Source organism: Longimicrobium sp., from assembly GCA_036387335.1.
GTDB lineage: Bacteria > Gemmatimonadota > Gemmatimonadetes > Longimicrobiales > Longimicrobiaceae > Longimicrobium.
This window is the reverse complement of record DASVTZ010000134.1, coordinates 15,622-34,973: the sequence shown is the minus strand read 5'-3', so window position 1 is coordinate 34,973 and position 19,352 is coordinate 15,622. Positions and strand designations below refer to the sequence as shown.

At 70.8% G+C, this 19,352-nt stretch carries 20 protein-coding genes and 1 tRNA gene; 8 read left to right on the top strand and 13 right to left on the bottom strand.

The genetic code is table 11. The annotated features are described in order from the left end of the window. The first annotated feature begins 553 nt into the window (after positions 1-553). The 5 genes from surE to VF647_12585 all read left to right on the top strand — a co-directional run bounded on the left by surE (position 554) and on the right by VF647_12585 (position 5,005). On the top strand, positions 554-1,306 hold the full coding sequence (gene surE, locus VF647_12605; GenBank protein ID HEX8452933.1) for a 5'/3'-nucleotidase SurE: 753 nt from the start codon (positions 554-556) through the stop codon (positions 1,304-1,306). Beyond that, positions 1,303-1,968, top strand: a complete 666-nt coding sequence (locus tag VF647_12600) for a protein-L-isoaspartate(D-aspartate) O-methyltransferase (GenBank protein HEX8452932.1) — start codon at positions 1,303-1,305, stop codon at positions 1,966-1,968. Before surE ends, VF647_12600 begins: the two co-directional genes overlap by 4 nt. A gap of 124 nt (positions 1,969-2,092) precedes the next feature. Then, positions 2,093-3,088 (top strand): hypothetical protein, encoded by a 996-nt coding sequence (locus VF647_12595; protein ID HEX8452931.1) that lies wholly within the window; start codon positions 2,093-2,095, stop codon positions 3,086-3,088. A gap of 22 nt (positions 3,089-3,110) precedes the next feature. Beyond that, positions 3,111-4,289, top strand: a complete 1,179-nt coding sequence (locus tag VF647_12590) for a glycosyltransferase family 4 protein (protein ID HEX8452930.1) — start codon at positions 3,111-3,113, stop codon at positions 4,287-4,289. Further along, positions 4,286-5,005 (top strand): hypothetical protein, encoded by a 720-nt coding sequence (locus VF647_12585; GenBank protein ID HEX8452929.1) that lies wholly within the window; start codon positions 4,286-4,288, stop codon positions 5,003-5,005. The genes VF647_12590 and VF647_12585 overlap by 4 nt, the downstream gene beginning before the upstream one ends. On the opposite strand, the gene VF647_12580 is transcribed toward VF647_12585, so the two are convergent. The 7 genes from VF647_12580 to VF647_12550 all read right to left on the bottom strand — a co-directional run bounded on the left by VF647_12580 (position 4,969) and on the right by VF647_12550 (position 11,851). After that, complete coding sequence (locus VF647_12580) at positions 4,969-5,904, bottom strand: MraY family glycosyltransferase (protein HEX8452928.1); 936 nt, start codon at positions 5,902-5,904, stop codon at positions 4,969-4,971. The two genes, VF647_12585 and VF647_12580, sit on opposite strands and share 37 nt — an antisense overlap. Continuing rightward, entirely contained in the window at positions 5,901-6,839 is a 939-nt protein-coding gene (locus tag VF647_12575) for an NAD(P)-dependent oxidoreductase (protein ID HEX8452927.1), read from the bottom strand. Before VF647_12575 ends, VF647_12580 begins: the two co-directional genes overlap by 4 nt. Next, positions 6,832-8,112, bottom strand: a complete 1,281-nt coding sequence (locus VF647_12570) for an FAD-dependent oxidoreductase (GenBank protein HEX8452926.1) — start codon at positions 8,110-8,112, stop codon at positions 6,832-6,834. Before VF647_12570 ends, VF647_12575 begins: the two co-directional genes overlap by 8 nt. A 5-nt stretch (positions 8,113-8,117) precedes the next feature. After that, positions 8,118-9,461 carry an aminotransferase class I/II-fold pyridoxal phosphate-dependent enzyme gene (locus tag VF647_12565; GenBank protein HEX8452925.1) on the bottom strand — a complete coding sequence of 448 codons (1,344 nt, stop codon included), beginning with the start codon at positions 9,459-9,461 and terminating at the stop codon, positions 8,118-8,120. Between the two features lie 222 nt (positions 9,462-9,683). Beyond that, complete coding sequence (locus tag VF647_12560) at positions 9,684-9,971, bottom strand: hypothetical protein (protein HEX8452924.1); 288 nt, start codon at positions 9,969-9,971, stop codon at positions 9,684-9,686. 806 nt (positions 9,972-10,777) lie between these two features. Then, on the bottom strand, positions 10,778-11,068 hold the full coding sequence (locus tag VF647_12555; protein ID HEX8452923.1) for a hypothetical protein: 291 nt from the start codon (positions 11,066-11,068) through the stop codon (positions 10,778-10,780). An 18-nt stretch (positions 11,069-11,086) separates the two neighbouring features. Further along, positions 11,087-11,851: a hypothetical protein gene (locus VF647_12550; protein HEX8452922.1), complete on the bottom strand. Its 765-nt coding sequence runs from the start codon at positions 11,849-11,851 to the stop codon at positions 11,087-11,089. A 539-nt stretch (positions 11,852-12,390) separates the two neighbouring features. Here VF647_12550 and VF647_12545 point away from each other — a divergent pair. Next, positions 12,391-12,464: transfer RNA gene (locus VF647_12545), tRNA-Arg, on the top strand. 127 nt (positions 12,465-12,591) lie between these two features. Here the strand turns inward: VF647_12545 and VF647_12540 are convergent. Continuing rightward, positions 12,592-13,095 carry a hypothetical protein gene (locus tag VF647_12540; protein HEX8452921.1) on the bottom strand — a complete coding sequence of 168 codons (504 nt, stop codon included), beginning with the start codon at positions 13,093-13,095 and terminating at the stop codon, positions 12,592-12,594. 730 nt (positions 13,096-13,825) lie between these two features. Between VF647_12540 and VF647_12535 the strand changes: the two genes are divergently transcribed. Then, positions 13,826-13,993 carry a hypothetical protein gene (locus tag VF647_12535; GenBank protein ID HEX8452920.1) on the top strand — a complete coding sequence of 56 codons (168 nt, stop codon included), beginning with the start codon at positions 13,826-13,828 and terminating at the stop codon, positions 13,991-13,993. 45 nt (positions 13,994-14,038) lie between these two features. Continuing rightward, positions 14,039-16,354 (top strand): Ig-like domain-containing protein, encoded by a 2,316-nt coding sequence (locus VF647_12530; protein HEX8452919.1) that lies wholly within the window; start codon positions 14,039-14,041, stop codon positions 16,352-16,354. Positions 16,355-16,378: 24 nt separating this feature from the next. Here VF647_12530 and VF647_12525 read toward each other — a convergent pair whose 3' ends face one another. The 5 genes from VF647_12525 to VF647_12505 all read right to left on the bottom strand — a co-directional run bounded on the left by VF647_12525 (position 16,379) and on the right by VF647_12505 (position 19,206). Then, positions 16,379-17,290 carry a hypothetical protein gene (locus VF647_12525; GenBank protein ID HEX8452918.1) on the bottom strand — a complete coding sequence of 304 codons (912 nt, stop codon included), beginning with the start codon at positions 17,288-17,290 and terminating at the stop codon, positions 16,379-16,381. After that, complete coding sequence (locus VF647_12520) at positions 17,287-17,544, bottom strand: PqqD family protein (protein ID HEX8452917.1); 258 nt, start codon at positions 17,542-17,544, stop codon at positions 17,287-17,289. Before VF647_12520 ends, VF647_12525 begins: the two co-directional genes overlap by 4 nt. 311 nt (positions 17,545-17,855) lie before the next feature. After that, positions 17,856-18,056 (bottom strand): hypothetical protein, encoded by a 201-nt coding sequence (locus VF647_12515; protein ID HEX8452916.1) that lies wholly within the window; start codon positions 18,054-18,056, stop codon positions 17,856-17,858. Positions 18,057-18,182: 126 nt separating this feature from the next. Next, the gene (locus VF647_12510) at positions 18,183-18,521 is read right to left on the bottom strand and encodes a hypothetical protein (GenBank protein HEX8452915.1); all 339 of its coding nucleotides are present in this window, start codon (positions 18,519-18,521) and stop codon (positions 18,183-18,185) included. A gap of 187 nt (positions 18,522-18,708) precedes the next feature. Continuing rightward, on the bottom strand, positions 18,709-19,206 hold the full coding sequence (locus tag VF647_12505) for a cupin domain-containing protein (protein ID HEX8452914.1): 498 nt from the start codon (positions 19,204-19,206) through the stop codon (positions 18,709-18,711). Positions 19,207-19,352 lie beyond the last annotated feature (146 nt).

Below are 19,352 nucleotides of genomic sequence, written 5' to 3'. Positions count from 1 at the left end.
GCGCAACCACGTGATGGTGTACCGCGACGGCGTGCTCGTGGGCGCCAAGGCGGCGCTGCGTAACATCAAGGTGGAAGACGTGGCCGAGGTGCGCCGCCTGACCCCGGCGGAAGCGTCGGAGCGGTTCGGGCTGGATCACGGCGCCGGTGCCATCCTGATCACCACCAAGTGAGACCATTCGTCGTCCAGGTTCGTGCGAAGCCCCGTAACGAAAAATCTCACGCGGAGGCGCGGAGACGCAGAGAGAACTGCGACAGCATGGCTCACACAGAGACACAGAGAGACCAAACTTGAGGCTTCCTCTGTGGCTTGTAGTTCCCTCTGTGTTCTCTGTGTGAGGCTTTTGCTGTTGTTTTCTCCGCGCCTCCGCGTCTCCGCGTGAGAAAAGCCCCTTCCGCGCCACCCGCATCACCACGACACCAGCCGACGCGCCTTTCCGCCCCTCCGCTCCCCCGCGGGGGTGGCGCGAGGGGTGCGTCGGGCGCAGTTTGTCCGCGCACGGCGGCGCGCGCCGCGTGCGAGGGCAAGCCACGACAGGAGTTGTGTTTCCGCGATGCTGATACTGTGCACCAACGACGACGGGTACATGGCGCCGGGTCTGGGCGTACTGGCGGAAGCGGCGGCCGGGCTGGGCGAGGTGCACGTCGTCGCGCCGGACCGGGAGCAGAGCGCCACGAGCCACTCGCTCACCATGCACCTGCCGCTGCGCGCGCGCTCAGTGCGCGAGCGCTGGCACTCCGTCACCGGCACCCCCACGGACTGCGTGATGCTCGGCGTGCAGGCCATCCTCCCGCGCCGCCCGGACGTGGTGCTCTCCGGCGTGAACCACGGGATGAACATGGGGGAGGACGTCCTCTACTCGGGCACCGTGTCCGCGGCGATGGAGGCGACCATCTTCGGCATCCCCGCCGTCGCCATCTCGTACGCGGGGCGCGCGGACGAGCGGCACCTGGCGTCGTACGGGCCGCTCCTGTCCCGCCTGCTGGCGCAACTGGTGAAGCGCGACGACTTCCCCGCCGAAACGCTCCTCAACGTCAACCTCCCCGCCATCGCGGCGGAGCAGGTGAAGGGGGTGCGCGTCACGCGGCTGGGGCGGCGCGTCTTCAGCGACTCACTCACGCAGGGCACCGACCCCAGCGGCAAGCCGTACTACTGGATCGGCGGCGGGAGCATCGAGTGGACTTCGCTGGAGGGGACGGACTACCACGCGGTCGACGAAGGGTACATCTCGGTGACGCCGCTCCACCTGGACCTCACCAACCACGCCCTGCTGCGCAACGTGGCCGAGTGGGAGCTCACGGCATGAGCACGGAGCGCTTCAACGCGCAGCGGCGGGCGCTGATCGGGCGGATGCAGGAGAAGGGGATCCGCAACCTGGAAGTGCTGCGCGCCTTCGACCAGATCCCGCGCCACGCCTTCGTTCCGCACGCGGTTTCGCACCGCGCGTACGAGGACGCGCCCGTGCCCATCGGCTTCGGGCAGACGGCGTCGCAGCCGTCGCTGCAGGCGATGTACATGCAGCTCCTGGAGATCGGCCCGCGCGACAAGGTGCTGGAGATCGGCACGGGGAGCGGGCACCAGACGGCGGTGCTGGCGCAGCTCGCGGACCGCGTGTACTCGGTGGAGCGCATCCCCGAGCTGGCGGCGCGCGCGCGAGAGGCGCTGGACGGGATGAGGATCTCCAACGTGGCGATCCTGGTGGGCGACGGCACGATCGGGTGGAGCCGCTACGCGCCGTACGACGCCATCCTGGTGGCCGCCGCCGCGCCGGACGTCCCTCAGCCGCTGGTGGACCAGCTCGCCGACGGCGGCAAGATGCTGGTGCCGGTGGGGACGCGGGAGGCGCAGCGGCTGGTGCTGGTGGCCAAGCGAGGCGGGGAAGTGACGACGGAAGAGGTGCTGGACTGCACCTTTGTACCGCTCCTGGGACGCTTCGGGTGGGTGGACGAGCGTCCGCCCGGCGGCTGATCCCTGGCGCCAGCGCTCCCGCGGGGGCACCGGCGTCGTTGACAACGCGCCGCCGCAGCACGTACGTTCCGTGCGAATCCACCCACGCACGGCCCCGCCTCAACTCCTCTTTCGGGCAGCCTCCATGAGCGCACTCCCGGGCGATTCCGCGCCCAACGCCTTCGTGTTTCCGCCGTTCATGCCGCCGGCGCCGCGTTCCGCGCCCTCCGCCCCCGCGGAGCCCGCGCCGGACGAGTTCACGATGGAGGTCCCGCTCCCCGCCCACGACCCAGGCGATCCGGAGGGCGACCTTCCGCAGCACGGCTTCGACGCGGAAGAGGCGGGAGCGCAGCAGTGGGAGGCCGCCGCGCCCCCCGCCGCCGAGGACTTCCCCTGGCTGGAGATGCCCGCCGGGGGCCCGCGCGTCCACGCCGCCGAGCCCGTCGCCGATGCGGACGAGATGGCGGGATGGGCCGGATGGGACGCGGGTGGCGCGCAGCCGGCCTCCGAGGAAGCCGCGCAGGACACCGCCGCGCCCGACGAGGCGATGCCGTGGGCCTCCGCCGACGAGCCGTGGAGCGAGCCGGCCGCCGCCGAGGAGACCGCGCCATGGACGGAAACGACCGTGGCCGACGAAGCGCCGTGGGCCGAAACCCCCGCGCCCGAGCAAGCCGGCGCCTGGGTCGAGTCGCCCGCTCCCGCCGAGGCCGCGCCATGGGCCGAAAAGCCGGCGCCGCACGACGTGGCGCCGTGGGCCGAGACGCCCTCTGCAGAAGAAGCGGGTCCGTGGGGCGACTCCGCGCCCGAAGCCGCGTCATCCGCCGAGCCCCAGTGGCCACCGTTCATCGCGGAGGCGGAAGAGGCGCCGCCCGCCCAGGCGCTCTTCGCCCACGACGCGCCCGTCGTCGAAGAGAGCGCTCCCGACGAGTCTCCCCTCGCGCCCGAGGCAGCCACGCAGACCGTCGCCGCATCCGACGCATCGGCATACGGCGAGGTCGCGGACCGCCTGGAGTCGATCGCCCGCGCCCTGCGCGACGACCCCGGCGCCTTCCTGGCGGGCGGCTCCGGCGACGCGCTCGGGCTGCTGGTCACAGGATTCGTGCTCGGCTACGGCCACGGGCGGCGCGAGGGCGGAGCCTGACCGCTATTCCGGAGCCGGTCGTGTGAGCACCTCGGCGCCCGCGAGCTTGGCTGGGGTGCGGTTCCTGTTCCTCCTCCTCGATTGGGATGACTTCCGCCGAAACCGGCTGGCGCTCGCCCACGTGCTGCGAGAAGCGGGCGCCGACGTCACGGTGATGATGGACACCGGCGGTATGCCCGAGGAGGTGGCGGACGGATTTCGGATCATCCCCTGGTTCGTCGCGCGGGGGAGCATCAACCCGCTGACGGAGCTGCGCAGCCTCGCGCAGGTGCTCGCCGCGTACCGGCGTCATCGGCCGGACCTGGTGCACCACTTCGCGCTGAAGCCGGTGATCTACGGCGGGATCGCGGCGCGGCTCAGCGGTCGGGCCGTGTGCGCGAACACCATCACCGGCCTGGGGATGGCGTTCACTTCGCGTTCGTGGAAGGCCCCCTTTCTGCGCCGCCTGATCCTCCTGCTGCTGCGGCTGGCTGCGGGGCACCGGCGCGCGCGCATCATCTTCCAGAATCGCGACGACCTGGATCTGCTGACGCGCGCGGGCGCTGCCCGGCCCGGCCGCTCCGCCGTGATCCGTGGGTCGGGTGTGGACCTGGAGGCGTTCGCGCCGGTGCCGGAGCCCGGCGGCGCGCCGGTCGTGCTCTACGCGGGCCGGATGATGCGCGAAAAGGGAGTCGGTGACTTCGCCGCCGCGGCACGGGAGCTCCGTGCGCGCGGCGTTTCCGCGCGCTTCGTCCTGGTCGGCAAGCCGGACCCCGCGCATCGCAGCTCGCTGAGCGAAGAGACGCTGCGGGCGTGGTCTGGGGCGGGCGAGGTGGAGTGGTGGGGGGCGCGCGCCGACATGGCCGCCGTGATCGGCTCCGCCGCCGTCGTGTGCCTCCCGTCGTGGTACGGCGAAGGGCTCCCCAAGGTGCTGCTGGAAGCGGCGGCGTGCGGCAAGGCGATGGTGGCCACGGACGTGCCGGGTTGCCGCGAGCTGGTGATCGACGGCGAGACGGGCATCCTCGTGCCACCCCGCGATCCCGCCGCGCTCGCGCGAGCCCTGGCGAGGCTGCTGAACGACCCCGAGCTCCGCCGCACCCTCGGCTCCAACGCGCGCCTCGCCGCCGAGACGGAGTTCGGCGCGGACCAGGTGGTGCGGGAAACGCTCGCCGTGTACGAGGAGTTGCTGGCCATCCGTTCTCCGGGAGACGAAGGAAGATGAGCACCACCTCGGTGGGGGTACGCCTGCTGTCGGCCGCGAACCGGGCGGTGCGCCGCACGGTCTACCGGTCGCCCGCCGCGACCCGACTGATCTTCGGCTCCACCCTGCGCCCGTGCGGCGCGTCCAGCTTCTGGGAGCTGGGCACGCTCGCCATCCGGCAGGCGCTCGCCCGCGACCTGCGCGACGGGATGCGCGTGGTGGAGGTGGGCACGGGCCCGTACGCGACGCTGGCGCTGTGGGCCGCGCGCCGGTGGCGGCTGGAGGTGGTGGCGACGGAGCTGGTGGAGGAATGGGCGAGCTGGGCGCGGCAGTCGGCGGAGAGCAACGGACTCCCGGTCGACGTCCGCTGCACTGATCTGTTCGAGGGTGTGGAGGGGACCTTTGACGTGGCGTGGTTCGTTCCGCCCTTCACGCCGCGCGCGGTGTTCGAGATGCAGATGCGCGATACAGGGCTGAGCGACGACGAGGAGCGCCGCCGCCAGGCCGTCCGTACCTGCGGAGGCGAGATGGGATGGGAGGTGCTGGGCCGGTTCCTGGCCGGGGTGGGGCCGCGCCTGCGCCCCGGCGGGCGTGCCTACGTGTGCATCAACCACGTCCACCAGAGCCCCGGCACCGTTCGTCGCCTGGCGGAGGAGCAGGGTCTGCGCATCGTCCGCGAGCAGCGCCTCCCGCTCCTTCCCTACTCGGTGGTGGTCGTCGCGGCCGGCGGCGCGTAAGCCTGCCGAAGCAGGAAGAGCCCCGCCGTTCCCCCTGCCGCGGCCGCGAGCGACGCGGCCGCCACGATCACCGGTCCCTTCCACCCCCGCGCCAGCAGGCGGAGGCACAGGTGCTCGGCCCCGCCCGCGAGCGGCGAGCGCCCGGCCCGGATGCGGACGAGCGAGCTGAACGCGACGTCCGCCAGCGGCACCGCCACCAGGAAGAGCGCGCCGGCTCCCGAGCCAACGTCGCTGGACATCGCCAGCACCAGCGCGGCGAAGGAAAGCCCCAGCGAAAACGAGCCGACGTCGCCCATGAAGATGCGCGCCGGCGGCCGGTTGTGCAGCAGGAAGCCCAGCGCGCCCCCCGCGACGGCAAGCGAGACCGCCGCCGCCGTCCGGTCACCCAGGTGGGCCGCGGCAAGCGCGAAGGTGACGGCGCAGACCACCGCCACGCTCGCGGCAAGTCCGTCCATCACGTCGATGAAGTTCCAGCTGTTGACGATCCAGAGGCAGAGGAACACGCTGGCGGCCGCGTCGGCGGCGGGATGCGGAAGCACGTCGAGGCGCAGTCCGCCCCACACCAGAACCCCCGCCGCCACGCCCTGGACGACGAGCTGCAGGATGGGAGAGAGCGGGCGCTCCGCCCAGTCCTTGTAGAGCCCCAGCAGCACGAGGGGAACCAGGGCGAGGACGAGGGCCCTCCAGCGCGGGTCCGCCGCCGCGGCCATCGCCAGCACGGGCGCCACTCCCGCCACGATCGCGACGCCCCCCAGCAGGGGCACGGGACGGGTGTGCGTGGGCACGTCCGGGTTGGCGCCCGCCACGATCCCCAGCCGCGTAGCCAGCCGACCCGCGAGCGGCGTGAGCGCGGCGCACAGCACCGCCGCCAGGAGTCCCCCCGTCAGCGCCGTGCTCACCGCGCCGCCCCGTGCAGCCGGGTCTTCACCAGGCGCCGGATCTCGTCGCGCGGGTGCACCCCCGGCTCATATCCCAGCTCGTCGCGGATGCGCCGCATGTCCGCGGACTGCCGCGAGGGCGACTGGTGCGGCGCGGCCGTGTGCGTCACCGTGATCGACGGATCGGCGTCGCGCATCCAGCGGGCTACCTCGAACACCGGCGTCTCGGTTCCGCCGCCCAGGTTGTACGTGCGGCACTCCCTCGCGGGGATGGGGGCGCGCGCCGCCATCTCCAGCGCGCGCACCGCGTCGCCCACCCAGGTGAGGTCCACCGTGCCGCACCCGTCGCCGTGCAGCGTCAGCGGGCGTCCGGCGGCGGCGAGCTCCAGCCAGTGCGCGATGAAGTGCCCCCGCTCACCCGCCGCCGGCCCCGCGCCGAACACGGTGAAGGGGCGGAAGATGACGGCGGAGAAGCCGCCCGCCGCCGCCGAGGCCGCCACCATCCCCTCCCCGGCGAGCTTCGACGCCGCGTAGAGCCCCACCGCCCGGAGAGCCCCCGACTCCGGAGTGGGGAACACGGTGCCGTCGGGATCGTACACCCCGCCCGAGCTGGTGAAGACGACGCGCGGCCGGCTGCCGGAGGCGATCACCTCTTCCAGCAGGTTGGCGATCCCCAGCACGTTGGTCTGCCACCCGCGGGCGGGATCCTCCTCGCACGTCTTCTTGAGCTTCGCCGCCAGCGCGAAGACCGCCTCCGCGCCACGCGTCACCCCGCGAAGCTCGGAGGCCCGGCGGACGTCCCGCTCCTCCACACGGCAGCGCGGGTCCAGGTCGGCGGGGGGAGGGGCAATGTCTGCCACGGTGACGTCGGCCCCCCGCGCGGCGAGCGCGTTGGCGAGCCGGCTCCCGATGAACCCGCACCCGCCCACGATCACCACGCGCCGCACGTCAGACACGCGCCACCTCCCGCCCCGCGACGTCTTCCGCCGCGGCCATCCCCGACGCGAAGGCGCCCTCCAGCGACAGGTACTCCCAGGTGCCGAAGCGGCCGGCGAGCACCACCCCGTGCTCGCGCAGGCGCTCCGCCATCTCGCGGAACCACGGACGCCCCGCCGCCCGCCACACCACGTACGCGGGCGACAGCACGATCTCCTCCGCGTCCCACGACTCCACCTCGATCAGCCCCACGCGCACGAGGTACTCCACGGCCGACGCAGCGATCTCACGCGTGCCGGGCCGCTCCCCTTCGCGCGGAATCGTGCGCTCGATGGAAAGGCTGATGCACCCCGGCGGACAGGTGCGGGGGTTCAGGTTCGCCGGAAAGCCCACGCGGTGGAAGACGACGGAGGGATCGGGGGTGTAGATCCAGTGGAGGTCGCTCAGCATCCGCCCCCGGATGCGGACGCGGACGTTGCCCACGCTGGTCGCGTCCAGGAGCCCGGCCGGGGGGTGGGGGAGCTTCGCGGCCGCCAGCAACGCGGGAAGCGGCATCGTGCTGATCAGGTGGTCGAACGGGAACTCCCGTCCGTCGCGGGTGGCGGCCGTGCGGCGCTCCAGGTCCACTGACGCGACGGTGCTGTGCAGGCGCACCTGTTCCAGGAGGGGCCGCGCCAGCGCATCGACGACGTCGCCTAGCCGCCCGGACGCGGGATAGAGGAAGTGCGCGTTGTACCCCGTGTAGCCGGTCGGCCCCAGGATGCCCTCCTCCACCAGGGGGAGCTGGGGATCGGGGAGGAAGTCGCCCGCGCAGTCCGGCGGCAGCTCCTCCAGGCTCCTTCCCCAGAGCTTCTCGTTGTAGGGCCTGAAGAAGAGCGTCTCCATCGTCTCCCCCCACGCCCCCGCCAGCACGCCTGCGAAGGTGGCGGGGTTCGGGTCGCGGCCGGCGTGCGCCTCGCGCGCCCCGTCCAGCGCCCGCCTGGCGAGGCCGGGCTCGCCCAGCGCCCACAGGTTGAACTGGAAGGGGTAGGGCACCACCGCGTCGCGTACCACCACCGCGGCGCGCCTCTCCGTGCGCGTGAGCGGCACGCCGAGCGCCTCGACCTCGGCCCGCACCTCCGGCCGGCTGAAGTGCAGGACGTGCCCAGTGCGGTCGAAGCTGAACCCTTCCGACTGGTCCGTGGACGCCAGCCCCCCGAGCTCGCCCGTGCCTTCCAGGATGGTGCACCCCAGCCCGCGCGAGCGAAGCGCCCGGGCGGCGGCGAGCCCTGCCACGCCTCCCCCCGCGATCACCGTCCTCAAGCGCCCTCCGCCAGAAGCGATGCATGCCGCGCCACCTTCACCATCGCCTCGCGGTACGCGTCGATGATGTGGAAGCTGGGCTGCGTGAACGCCGGAAACTGGAGCGTGGTCGCGGAAAACCGCTCCGCGCCGGGAAAGTCGCCGGGGCCGTACACGAGGGCGCGGTCGGTGTGCGCGCCGCGCCGTGGCCATCCGTTGCGGTACATGCGGTCGTCGAGCGTCTGGAAGATGGGGGTGAGGTGCAGGGGCCTGGCCAGGCTCCCCGGGTTCACCTCCTGCACGCCTTCGGCCCGCAGCGCCTCCACATAGCGCGCCGCCGGCAGCCCGCCCAGCTCCGCCGCGTCGTAGTGCACCAGGTAGCGGAAGTACCCTCCGCGCGACACCCCCGGCGCCGTCGCGAGAGGGCGGACCCCGGGAACGCCGCGCAGCTGCTCGTCAAAGTACTGCAGGTTCGCGCGCCGCGCTTCGATGCGCGCCGGCAGCTTGCGCAGCTGCGACAGGGCAAGGGCCGCGCCCAGGGGGTGGAGCCGGTTCTTGAGGCCGTATCCCGTCTCCGCAAAGGGCGCGTACGCGTCGGTGGTGGCGGGGGTGCGCTGCCGGAAATGGCCCAGTAGCGCGGCGCGCTCCATCACCCGCGGATCGCTGCAGATCAGCACCCCGCCCTCGCCGGCGGGCACCGCCTTGTGGGCCTGCAGGCTGAAGCACCCCGCGTCCCCGAACGTGCCGGCGAGCCGTCCGTCGAGCGTGGCCCCGTGCGCGTGCGAGCAGTCCTCCACCACGCGCAGCCCGTGCTTCTGCGCGAAGGCGAGCACGGCGGGCATGTCGCACACGTGGCCGTACTGGTGCGTGACCACGATGGCCCGGGTTCGGGGGCCGATGCGCGGCTCCGCATCCGCGAGGTCCAGGTTCCCCGTTTCCTCGTCCACGTCGCACAGAACGGGAACGAGGTGGCAGTGCAGCATCGGGAGCACCGTGGAAAGGTGCGTGTATGCCGGCGCCAGCACCTCGTCCCCCGGCTCCAGGTCGAGCGCGAAGAACGCCGCGTGCAGCGCCGCGCTCCCCGAATTGGCGGACATCGCAAAGGGAACGCCGTGGAACTCCGCGAATGCGTCCTCGAGCTCCGCCACGACGCCCGCGCGGCGATGGTACGAGAGCTCGGCGCTGCGCAGCTGTGCGAGCACCGCCTCCTCGTCGTCCGCTTCGATGAGAGGCCACCGGAAGTGCGGGCCGGGGATGCGGACGGTCGGGGTTCCCCCGAGCAGGGCGGGGAGAGCCGCCGCTCCGCCATCCGTCACATCGCTGCGTGCCTCAACCGTCTGGAGGGGGGTCGGAAGTGCCATCGGGGATGGGCTGGAGGGGGTGCGTGCAAGGACGTACGTGATAGACTAGCGATGCGCGGCCAAGATCGCCACCTGATCACGCATCATCGCCGTCTGGAGTCACATCGCGTGCACCCTCAATTCCCGACGGACGCGCAAGCAGAGGGGCGGCTCGCGCGAGCCGCCCCTCCGTTTTTCGAATCTGATCGTGGTTGAACTTCCGCAGCCGACGGGGAGGCACCGCTACCTTCGAATTTCCCAGAGCGTGATGAAGATGAGGATCAGACCCACCGGCGTGAGCAGATCCAAAGCGATCATGGCAGGATCACGGGGAGTAGGCCGTACACCCTGAAACGCGCGCCACGCGATCGACACGGTCAGCGAGCCTGCCGCTATCGACAACAACAGGGAAGCCATCAGGGAGGGCGGCACTCCCATGTTCCAGCTCCCGAACGCGAGGAACACGCTCAACAGGGTTAACAGCCCCGTACCGATGAGGCAGACCAGGTAAATCTTGCGTTCTGTGGTCATCATTCCACCTCACCGGGTTCATACAGGTGCTAAGGCGTACGGAGATCAGGCAACCGCGGCCGTGAAGATTTCAGTGCCGGTGTAAATCGCTGACGCGCTGTCGCCACGAGAGCAGAAACTCCCGGTTCTCAGCGCCCGCTCCCTCGCCAGGGGGGACACGCCCAAGCCTCTAATCGAACTGCCAACAGAAATACCTACAGCACGATCGCAAGCGATTGGAGTAGCACGAGCACCAGCAGTAGCCACTCCGGTGGAGCAAGGTTCCTACTTGTGCCCCGATGAGCGATCCAAAGCATAATGGCGCCCCCGCAGATGAAAAGCGCCTGCTTCGCCACGCTCCTCCACAGCCGCTCGGCTGGGACGAATGGCGCATCGAGGATCGCGACGAGCATCGCACGCGCGGACAGCGTGATTCCGACGATGGCTGCGATCCAGATGATCGCAAGAAGCCGTTTGTATCTCCTGGCGCCGGGCCGTACGCGGCATTTCTCTCACGCTCACGACCTCCTCCAGGGGGTTGGGGCCACAGTCGACGCCCCTGGCGCAGACGAGGCGGGTTCGCACCACATCAAGAGGCGGGCGGGCGGGCGCGTAGTTGCGAAGGCCCGTGTGCTCGCCCTGGCTCGATTGACCGTCCCCTGAGTCCGGATGGCCTTGGTTCCCGCGCCGGAGACTCCGGCCGACGAACGGCCCAGAAGACTACGAGCAATCCCTAGGGGAAGCCACGCCCACACAGGCGCAACGCTGGCGCGGCTCACGCGTTCGCCCAGGTGTCTCACCGATCACTCGCGGCCCCGGCCTGCATTTTATCGGTTGAGCGCAGCCCAGATACGTGGAAGGAGTGCCAAGAGGATCCCAACGCTCAAAACCTTCAGGGCAACCGAAATTGGATCGCCCTCGACAGGCCGAGTGCCGTTCAGCGCGCGCCAGACCATATAGCCTACCAACAGATTGCCGACGATCCCCAAGCCGAGACCCACGAGGAGGGAGGCCGGCGCGCCAATGCTCCACATCCAGTACAGCGCTGCCAGTGCACCGAACGCCACTGACACGCACACGATGAGGCAGACCAAGTACACCTTGCGTTCAAACGACATTTGTCGCTTCTCCTGAAGTCACGGCACGGGCGCCGCCCCATAGGGCGCACAGAAGGCCGCTGCTTGGACGATCTCCCACACAGCATAGACTCCTGCCACAGCAGTGGTTCCATAGAGAAGATGCTCCTGATGTTCGGCGTCCTTCCAGCGCTTGTAGTACAGGTCGTTGATCGACAGGTCGTACGGGATGATCCCGGCCTGCGTATTCCGTCGATAGCCGTCCCACGCGTCATACGCCTCGCGCGTGTTTTTCCGGGCATCCCATGCCAACGTCGCGCTCACGACAGTCCCGCCAATCGCAGACCACCCGCCGGCGCCGAGTTTGATCGCTATACAGAGGGTATAGGCAATGGGGCCCTCATCCAAGGTGTCCCCGTCGTCATCGTCGTCGCCGGGCAGGCCGGTATCACCTCCACCCCCGGTATCACCCCCGCCCCCGCCACCACTCCACGAGTTGGGGTCGCTCCACCAATTCTCTGACCCACTCCCAAACTTGTTCGTGCACTCAGTCGGCCTTGCCTCGCACGGGTCTGAGTTCTCCCTGGGAGGCGCCGTGACCACGAGCGGGTCGAACACGCAGGCGTTGGTGTTCTCGTCCTCGACACAGCTCTGCGTCGTCAACATCGCCTGGCGCACGAGGAACTGGTCCGCCCCTCCGCCCCGCTCCACGCCGAAGTGGCGATCCACGCGGCGCAGCGCTGCCTCCGAGTACGGCACCATGCAGCTCGCCGTGTGAGCGATCCCGCCACCCGGCGCCAACCGCCAGAAGAAGTAGCGCACCATCGGGCCGCGCGCGTCGTATTCCGAGCGGGGGAGGAAGATGGTATCACGTCGAGTCTGCCACCCGTTGGCGGGCGCGGGTGCCGGGCGGCCGAGCACACATACCAGCGGGGATTGCCCGAGGTGCAGCCCTCCTTCAGCGGCAGCTCGCGCTCCGGTACTCCGCGCGGGCGCTGATGGTGCGACAGCCGTAGGGAGATCCCGGCAGGCGGTCAACGCGAGTAGTACGGCGCAAACGACGCGCGTCCCGGGTGCTTTACAAGGCATTATAAAAACTTTACGTGAAAGGTTTGACGCAACAGACGAGGGGAGGCGGCCCCATCCGGCATAGAGCGACTGATCTTCTCCCAGCGGTTTGCTTGTGACGGCGAATTAGGGGCTGTTTGGATGCGGCGTCAAGTCCCAGCCGCGTCTGTCGCTCCAAAGCCGCCAGCGCACCACATCGCGAGGCGGGCGGGCGCGGGCGCAGTTGCGAACGCTCGCGTGCAAGCCGTGGTTCGATTGACCGTCCCCGCGTGTTTTGCTAGATTCGACCCGCTTTGGCTCCCGTAGCTCAGGTGGATAGAGCACAAGATTCCTAATCTTGGGGCCGCGCGTTCGAGTCGCGCCGGGGGCACTGAACCGAGCGAACCGCAGCATGGCCACGCGCCACGCTGCGGTTCGTTTTTGTCCCCACGCACACACGAGGGCGCTGCGGCAGACGTTTCCTCGTCCGGATCTCTCCGGATCTTACGCTTCCGTCGTCACTCCGCGTCCAGCACCCTGATCGCGGCGGCCAGGGTATGCCGGAGCCCGCTCACGTCCACGGGCGAGGGGTCCGTGGGGGTGAACGTTTTGCCGTGATCCCCCTCCCGCACCGTGTGAGGGGCGGGCGAGAGCACGGCCCCGATGCTCTTCACCTTCATCTCCAGCGCTCCGTTCCGCTGCTCCGCGGCGCCCTTCTCGCGCTGCGCCTGCTCCTTTTTCTGCTCTTCCGCCTTCGCTTTTCCGGCCTGGCGGTTCACCTCCTCCTTGAGGGTCTTCTCGTTCTTCTCGCCCGGCACCCGGCCGAAGTAGTAGCCGATGATCACGCCGACGATGGACTCCAGGCGCATGACCACGCGGTCGTCGGCCAACGGACGGATCACGTTGAAGAGGGCCGCCACGTAGAGCGCCACGAACACGGCGGTGAGGCCGATCATGACCCAGCTGCGGATGGATTCGTCCGATTCCGGCTTGGGGGTCGGGGTGTCGCCGTCTGCTGCCAAGGGTTCCTCCTTTTCAGTACGGGGAAGGGCGGGATGGTGCAGGGCACCGTACACCGTGAAAGCATTCGGTGCTTAGGGGAGGCGCCCGGCCCGGGAGAGCCGCCCCTGCGGCCGCATCGGGGGGCGTGCGGCGCGAGGTGAGTTGATAGAGGGACGCGCCGGGGCGAATTTTCGGGGCTCGCGGCGAACGAGGGACCTGCGGTGGAGCCCGAGTGACCACCTGGCGGTCTCGCGCGGGGCACTATAGAGAAACCCAGCATCCACCGGGTATTGGTGGTGCTGGGTTTGTGGTTCGAAACAGTGCACCGGTGGCGTCTCCTGGCCGAGATTCGCTTCAAGCGCCCGCGCCAACTCCGACCGACCGTCCCCGGGCGTTGCGCACGCGCCTCCGCGCATGGCGATCAGCTTCGCACCATCACGCAAGTTTCGTCTTGCACCTGCAATGTCGGGCTCGTGGCCACCCGCCGGGCCACCGCCGCTAAAGCGAGCGTCCATAAGGTGTTTGCAAAGATGATCGCTTTTTGTTCCGGCCTAGTGTACATTGAGGCACGCACCAGCCGGCCCGCGCCCCTGCCCGTGCTCCCCCGTCCCGAACCGGTGCGCACGCCGCTGCGCACATCTCCATTAGACCGAAGCTGCGTTTCCGGCCGGGGAACGCGTCCCGGATCGCCCGGCGATCAGCACGCGGGGCCGTTCTTTTTGCTTTCCACCGCCACAGGGCTCTCCGCCGATGCAGACACCCGATCCGCCATCTCCCGCGCCTTCCGCCGCGCGGGCGCCGTACGTTCCGCCGCTTCTTGAAGATCTGGGGGGGTGGACCGCGCTCACGCTCCAGCAGAGCTTCGTGGTAGCCGACGAGCAGCCCTGGACCCAGTACCTGAAGAACGACCAGAAGTAGCCCCGCCGTCTCCACCGCGGCACCTCCCTTGACGGAACGGCACCCATGCGGTTCAAACATTGCTGCCCCCTTGCCCTGCTCGGCGCCGGACTCCTGGGCGCGTGCACCGACGACGTCACCGGCACGGGCGGCGCAAACCCCGCTCCGGAGGCCCCGCGCGCGCTCGGCCTGGTGGAGATCCGCATCAGCGGCATCGGCACCGCCCAGATGAGCGCCGCGGTGTTTCCACTGGAGCGCGCGCGGGGGGACCTCACCCCGGTGCCGGGCGGCAGCCCCGCGGGCACCGTCCAGGTGCGCCACGTGAGCGCCGCCACGGTGGACGTGGGTACGCGTGGGGCCGGGGGACAGCGCTACCTGCAGGCCGTCTTCCAAGTGCGCAACGCGGATGCGCAGGGCACCGCCTACGCCACGCAGCGGCGGAACGTGGCCTTCGTTCCCGTGAGTACCGCGGGCACCATCCCAGGCACACCCGTGCGGCGGTTCCTCAGGCAGGACGGCGGCGCCGCGGACTCCGCGCTGGCGGCGCAGCTGCGGCCCACCGGGGCGGTTGCGCTGGACGCGGGGGGCGCGCCGGCCTCGCAGTACCCGGACGTTCTGCAGGCCTTCACCGAGGCCGAGGCGGATGCGATCGGCATGCCGGAGGGGGTGACGAACCGCTTTCCCTACGGCTTCGTGGTGCGGCACGCCACGGCAACGGACACGCGGACGCTGGCGCCCACCCCGGCGGCGGACCAGTTCGACGGGCGCGTCACCTTTGCGTACCGCATCCCGCTGGCGGCCACGGCGGCGGACGACCCCTTCACCATCTCGGTGCTGGCGGTGGCGGTGGAGGACGGCGAGACGCGCGTGACGCAGGCGCCGGAGGAGCAGGCGGCGGCGGGGCGCAGCGCGTTCGAGGCGCGGGCCGCCGCGCTGGCCGCCACGGGGGTCACGCTCTTCCCCGGCGGCGCGTACGCGGGAAGCGCGGCGAAGCGCATGCTCTGCGGCGTGCGCACCGCGGGCGAGAGCGGGAATCCGGCAGCCACGCTCTCCCCCTGCCCGGCGATCGCATCGGTGGCGGTGAGCCCGACGGACGCGGTGCGGCTGGTGAACGTGGCGAGCGAGCTGGTGGGGCAGACGGTGCAGCTGACCGCGGCCGCCACGGACGCCAACGGCGGCCCCGCCGAGTGGGCGAGCATCGCGTGGAGCAGCTCGGACTCCGCGGTGGCGACGGTGAGCGGCACGGGGCTGGTGACCATTACGGGCGCGGGCAGGGCCACGATCACTGCCGCCGCGGGCGGGAAGAGCGGAACGGCCACCCTTGCGGGTGAGCCGCTGAGGGCGGCGACCCTGACGGCCGGGACGAGCCACGCCTGCGGACTGACCCCCTCGGGTGCGGCGTACTGCTCGGGGGCCAACTACGGGGGCCAACTGGGGGACGGCACCACCACGGACCGCGACTCGCCGGTGGCGGTCGCAGGCGGGCATACCTTCACCAGCATCAGCGCGGGCTTCGCCTTCACGGTGGCGCTGACCTCCTCGGGAGTGGCCTACGCGTGGGGGAGCAACGACGAGGGCGCGCTGGGCGACGGCACCACCACGAACCGCGCCGAGCCGGTGGCGGTCTCCGGCGGGCTGACCTTCGCCAGCATCAGCGCGGGCGGCTTTCACGTGGTGGGGCTTACCTCCACGGGTGCGGCCTACGCCTGGGGGCGCAACCAGCAGGGCCAGCTCGGCGACGGCACGGACACCCTGCGCACCGCGCCGGTGGCGGTCACCGGCGGGCTCGGCTTCGCGAGGGTTGAGGGGGGCTTCTTCCACACGGTTGCGCTGACCTCCACGGGTGCGGTATACCAGTGGGGGGGAAGCGGCATCGCTAGCGCCGCACCCATGGCGGTGCCGACGGGCGGGCGGCCGTTCGTGAGCATCTCCACGAGCGCGTCCCATACGGTGGCGCTCGCCGCCTCGGGCAAGGCCTACGCGTGGGGGAGCAACTCCGTGGGCCAGCTAGGCGACGGCACCACCACGAACAGCGCCGCGCCGGTGGCGGTTTCCGGAGAGCTTACGTTCGCCAGCATCACGGCGGGCAGACACTACACGTTGGCGCTGACCCGGGCGGGCGCGGCCTACGCCTGGGGAGGCAACTTCCGCGGATCGCTGGGCGACGGCACGACCACGGACCGTACCGCGCCCGTGCCGGTCTCGGGCGGGCTGACGTTCACGAGCATCGGCGCGGGTGTGTTTTACACGTCGATCGGAGTGACCTCCGCGGGCGCGGCCTACGGGTGGGGAGACTATTCGGGCCAGTCGGGTGGCAGTCCCGGCACGATCTACCCCGCACCTGTGGCGATCTCCGGCGGGGTGGTCTTCAAGCAGCCGTGAAGGGGAGGAGCGATGCTCCCCGCCTCACGGGCCCGCCAGCGGGAGCGGGGTGCCGCCCAGGATGAGCCGCCGCGTCCTCACGCGGCGGAGGAGGGCGGGGATCAGCTCCGCGACCGCCGCGCGCGAGGCGGCGGAGAGCGGGACGCCGATGCTCTCCCACAGCGCCCGCACCGCCTCCCGCTCCGGCAGCGCCTCCCACTGGGACGGCCGGTTCGCGTCGCGGGAGAGGAGCGCCACGCTCGCGAGCCGCGCCCCCCCGGGCCGCGCCCCGCCCAGCGCGTCCCAGGGGATGAACAGCTTCCCGTCCGCCCCCATCCGCCCGGGCAGGTCCGGGGCGAAGCGCCGCCGTGCGTCGGGCCACAGGTGCACCCCGCGGTCCCAGCCGTACACCTGGAGGGTGACGGGGTCCAGCCAGGCGAAATCCTCCGCGACCGGGTCCCACCCGCCGCGCACCGCCTGGACGAGCGTGCTGCTCTTTCCGGTTCCGCTGCGGGCCAGGAGCGCGGTGGCCTCGCCGTTCCGGGCGATGACGGACGCGTGGAGCGGCACCAGCCCGCTCGCACGTAGCGACTCGTACAGGGCCACGAAAAGCGCTCCGCGAAGAAGCTCCCTCCTCGACTCCTCCTCCAGCCCGTACGGTTCGATCCGGCTTCCCGCGGTGCCGAGCGCCAGCCGGACGCCCGCAGCCTCGTCGCCGATCATCCAGTCATCCTCCCCCAGGGTCCGGCAGGGGAGCTCGATGCGGGGAATGCGTACCACGGGTCCGGGAGCCGGGAGCGGGGTGCGCGGCCGGGCACCTCGCGCCACGACGATGTCGAACCCCGCCTTGCCCGTCTCGTGCTCGTCGAACCGCCAGTGTGCGTGCAGCCACTGCTCCAGGCTGGGCGGGAGATTCGCCGTTTGCACGGTGCGGCCCATCACGGAGAACTCCGTCATGTGGAGACGCGGATCAGCTCCGCGGCGCGCAGCCGCTCAAAGAGGCCGCGCACGTCCCGCTCAGCCGTCGCGACGTCGACGTCGAGCACGGCAGCGAGCTCGCGTGCGGCGGCGGTCACCGATTCCGCGGGAAGCGCACTCCAGATGCGGCGGCCCGTGTCGTTGAGGCTGAACATCTCGCCCGTGCCCGGATCGAGCAGGATCAGCTCGCGATCCAGGTGCGTTTCGATGACGCGGGGATTCCTGGCGTACATTCGGCTCGCGCGGAGAGGAGAGAGCACGCACCTGCAGGTTCCGGCCCCGTGGGCTGCGCGTCCGGCCGGCGGACGGCGGCCCGCCGCCGACTGAGCCACGTACCATGGGCGGACGAAAACGCACGAACACCACCCCTGCACATCCAGGACCGAGGAGCGGCCCTGGTACGCCCCGCGGTTTTCGGTTTCCCACCCGGCATCTTCTCGTTGTTTCTCTCCCGCAGGATGGCAAGGCCGTTCTACTTTACCGTACCCCCGTCCACCACGGTTGTGCCCCGTCCCGCCAGGGTGCCTGCGCGCGTGACGCCGCGCTACTCCGGCGTCTTATCAGCCGAGGCGTGCGTAGCAACCAGTTTGACGATCCCGATGAGCATCATCAGTATCCCGGCCCCCATGAGGACGAAGCGGGCCCAGCCGAGACTCTGGAGTACGATGCCCAGCGTGTTGATGGAGGTTCCGAGTGCAACCAGGGCGGTGTAAACCGCGATGTTCGGATTCGAGGGACGGCTCATATGACGCGGCTCGAAGTCGGGGAGAGTTGGCCAGGGGGCACGGTCCCGTACGCCGCACCTGCACGTGAGTTTCGATCGTGCGCGGGCCCGGAGGTGTTGCGGGATTTCGATGAAGATACCCTCCGATCAACCCCTGAGCTGGGCCATGCGACGGCCCGTGTGTGTCGATCGGTCGGGCGAGCCCCGCCACAGGAGCGCCGCCGCCACGCCCCAGAGCGCGCTGTTCGCCGCCAGCAGCGCGTACGACTGCCAGGCGGGCCCAAAGAACGGAAAGCTCCCCGTGTAGAGCGCCCCACTCACCACCGGAAAACCCAGCAGGTACGCCAGACCGCCCAGCGCGCGGCCCACGAGCGAGGGGCTGTGCGGAAAGTTGCGCCCGACATCGGAGATGGTGAGGGTCACGGCGGCGGCCGTGGCGATGGCGTGCACGAGCGCGACGGTGGCGAAGATCTGAAAGCGACGCATGGAAGCCTGCCGGAGTAGGAGGTGGCGGATGAGGAAACCGGATCTTCGTACAGGCAAAGAGCGCCCCGGCTTGCCCGACGCCAGTATCTCCTACGTCCGCAACCACTTGAGCCGAATCGCCGGTGCGCCGCCCATGGAACATCGAACGTCCACTGAACGCATGGCGGGTTCAGTGGACGCGCCATCGTCACACCAGCGCCGCCACCTCGCCGCCGGCTGCGCGCGCCCGCTCGGCATCCGCGGGGAGGTCGGCGAGCATCTGGAAGTCGGCGAAGTCGAAGCCGGGGCCGACCATGCACGCCACCAGGGTGTACGCCCCGCGGGTGCGCGCGGCCTGCCATTCGCCGGCGGGCACGATGCCCAGCGCGTGAACGCCCTCGGCCACGGGGCCCAGCGTCTGGCGGCGGGCGGGGCCTCCCGCATCCGGCATGCACCACAGCTCCAGCGGGTCGCCCTCCAGCCAGCACCACGACTCGTCGGAGCTTACGCGGTGCCAGCGGCTGGCCCCGCCGTCCGCCAGGAGGAAGTAGATGGCGGTGAGCGCGCTCCGCTCCGGGCGCCCGTCGGCGGGACGCACGGCCAGGGGAGAGCGGAAGACCTCGCGAAAGGCGCCGCCCTCGGGGTGCGGCTGCAGGCCGAGGATGCGCACCAGCTCGCGGGCGCGCGGGTGTGTGGGCTCGCTCATGGGCTCCGGACGGGAGGGTTGCCGATCGGCATGGGATGCGTGAGACTGCGTTCGTGACGGCGCGGCCGCCGCTCAAGAGGTCTTCCACATCCCTTCAAGATCGTGGCCGACTGGACGATCCATCCGCCGCGCGAGGAGCTGGACGA

What these genes read in the sequence shown, in the direction of transcription:
- VF647_12535 (HEX8452920.1), top strand. Translation starts at nt 13,826, where the DNA reads ATGCAGACACCCGATCCGCCATCTCCCGCGCCTTCCGCCGCGCGGGCG.
- VF647_12595 (HEX8452931.1), top strand. Translation starts at nt 2,093, where the DNA reads ATGAGCGCACTCCCGGGCGATTCCGCGCCCAACGCCTTCGTGTTTCCG.
- VF647_12585 (HEX8452929.1), top strand. Translation starts at nt 4,286, where the DNA reads ATGAGCACCACCTCGGTGGGGGTACGCCTGCTGTCGGCCGCGAACCGG.
- surE (HEX8452933.1), top strand. Translation starts at nt 554, where the DNA reads ATGCTGATACTGTGCACCAACGACGACGGGTACATGGCGCCGGGTCTG.
- VF647_12520 (HEX8452917.1), bottom strand. Translation starts at nt 17,544, where the DNA reads ATGTACGCCAGGAATCCCCGCGTCATCGAAACGCACCTGGATCGCGAG.
- VF647_12550 (HEX8452922.1), bottom strand. Translation starts at nt 11,851, where the DNA reads ATGGTGCGCTACTTCTTCTGGCGGTTGGCGCCGGGTGGCGGGATCGCT.
- VF647_12600 (HEX8452932.1), top strand. Translation starts at nt 1,303, where the DNA reads ATGAGCACGGAGCGCTTCAACGCGCAGCGGCGGGCGCTGATCGGGCGG.
- VF647_12510 (HEX8452915.1), bottom strand. Translation starts at nt 18,521, where the DNA reads ATGCGTCGCTTTCAGATCTTCGCCACCGTCGCGCTCGTGCACGCCATC.
- VF647_12555 (HEX8452923.1), bottom strand. Translation starts at nt 11,068, where the DNA reads ATGTCGTTTGAACGCAAGGTGTACTTGGTCTGCCTCATCGTGTGCGTG.
- VF647_12515 (HEX8452916.1), bottom strand. Translation starts at nt 18,056, where the DNA reads ATGAGCCGTCCCTCGAATCCGAACATCGCGGTTTACACCGCCCTGGTT.
- VF647_12565 (HEX8452925.1), bottom strand. Translation starts at nt 9,461, where the DNA reads ATGGCACTTCCGACCCCCCTCCAGACGGTTGAGGCACGCAGCGATGTG.
- VF647_12525 (HEX8452918.1), bottom strand. Translation starts at nt 17,290, where the DNA reads ATGACGGAGTTCTCCGTGATGGGCCGCACCGTGCAAACGGCGAATCTC.
- VF647_12530 (HEX8452919.1), top strand. Translation starts at nt 14,039, where the DNA reads ATGCGGTTCAAACATTGCTGCCCCCTTGCCCTGCTCGGCGCCGGACTC.
- VF647_12560 (HEX8452924.1), bottom strand. Translation starts at nt 9,971, where the DNA reads ATGACCACAGAACGCAAGATTTACCTGGTCTGCCTCATCGGTACGGGG.
- VF647_12505 (HEX8452914.1), bottom strand. Translation starts at nt 19,206, where the DNA reads ATGAGCGAGCCCACACACCCGCGCGCCCGCGAGCTGGTGCGCATCCTC.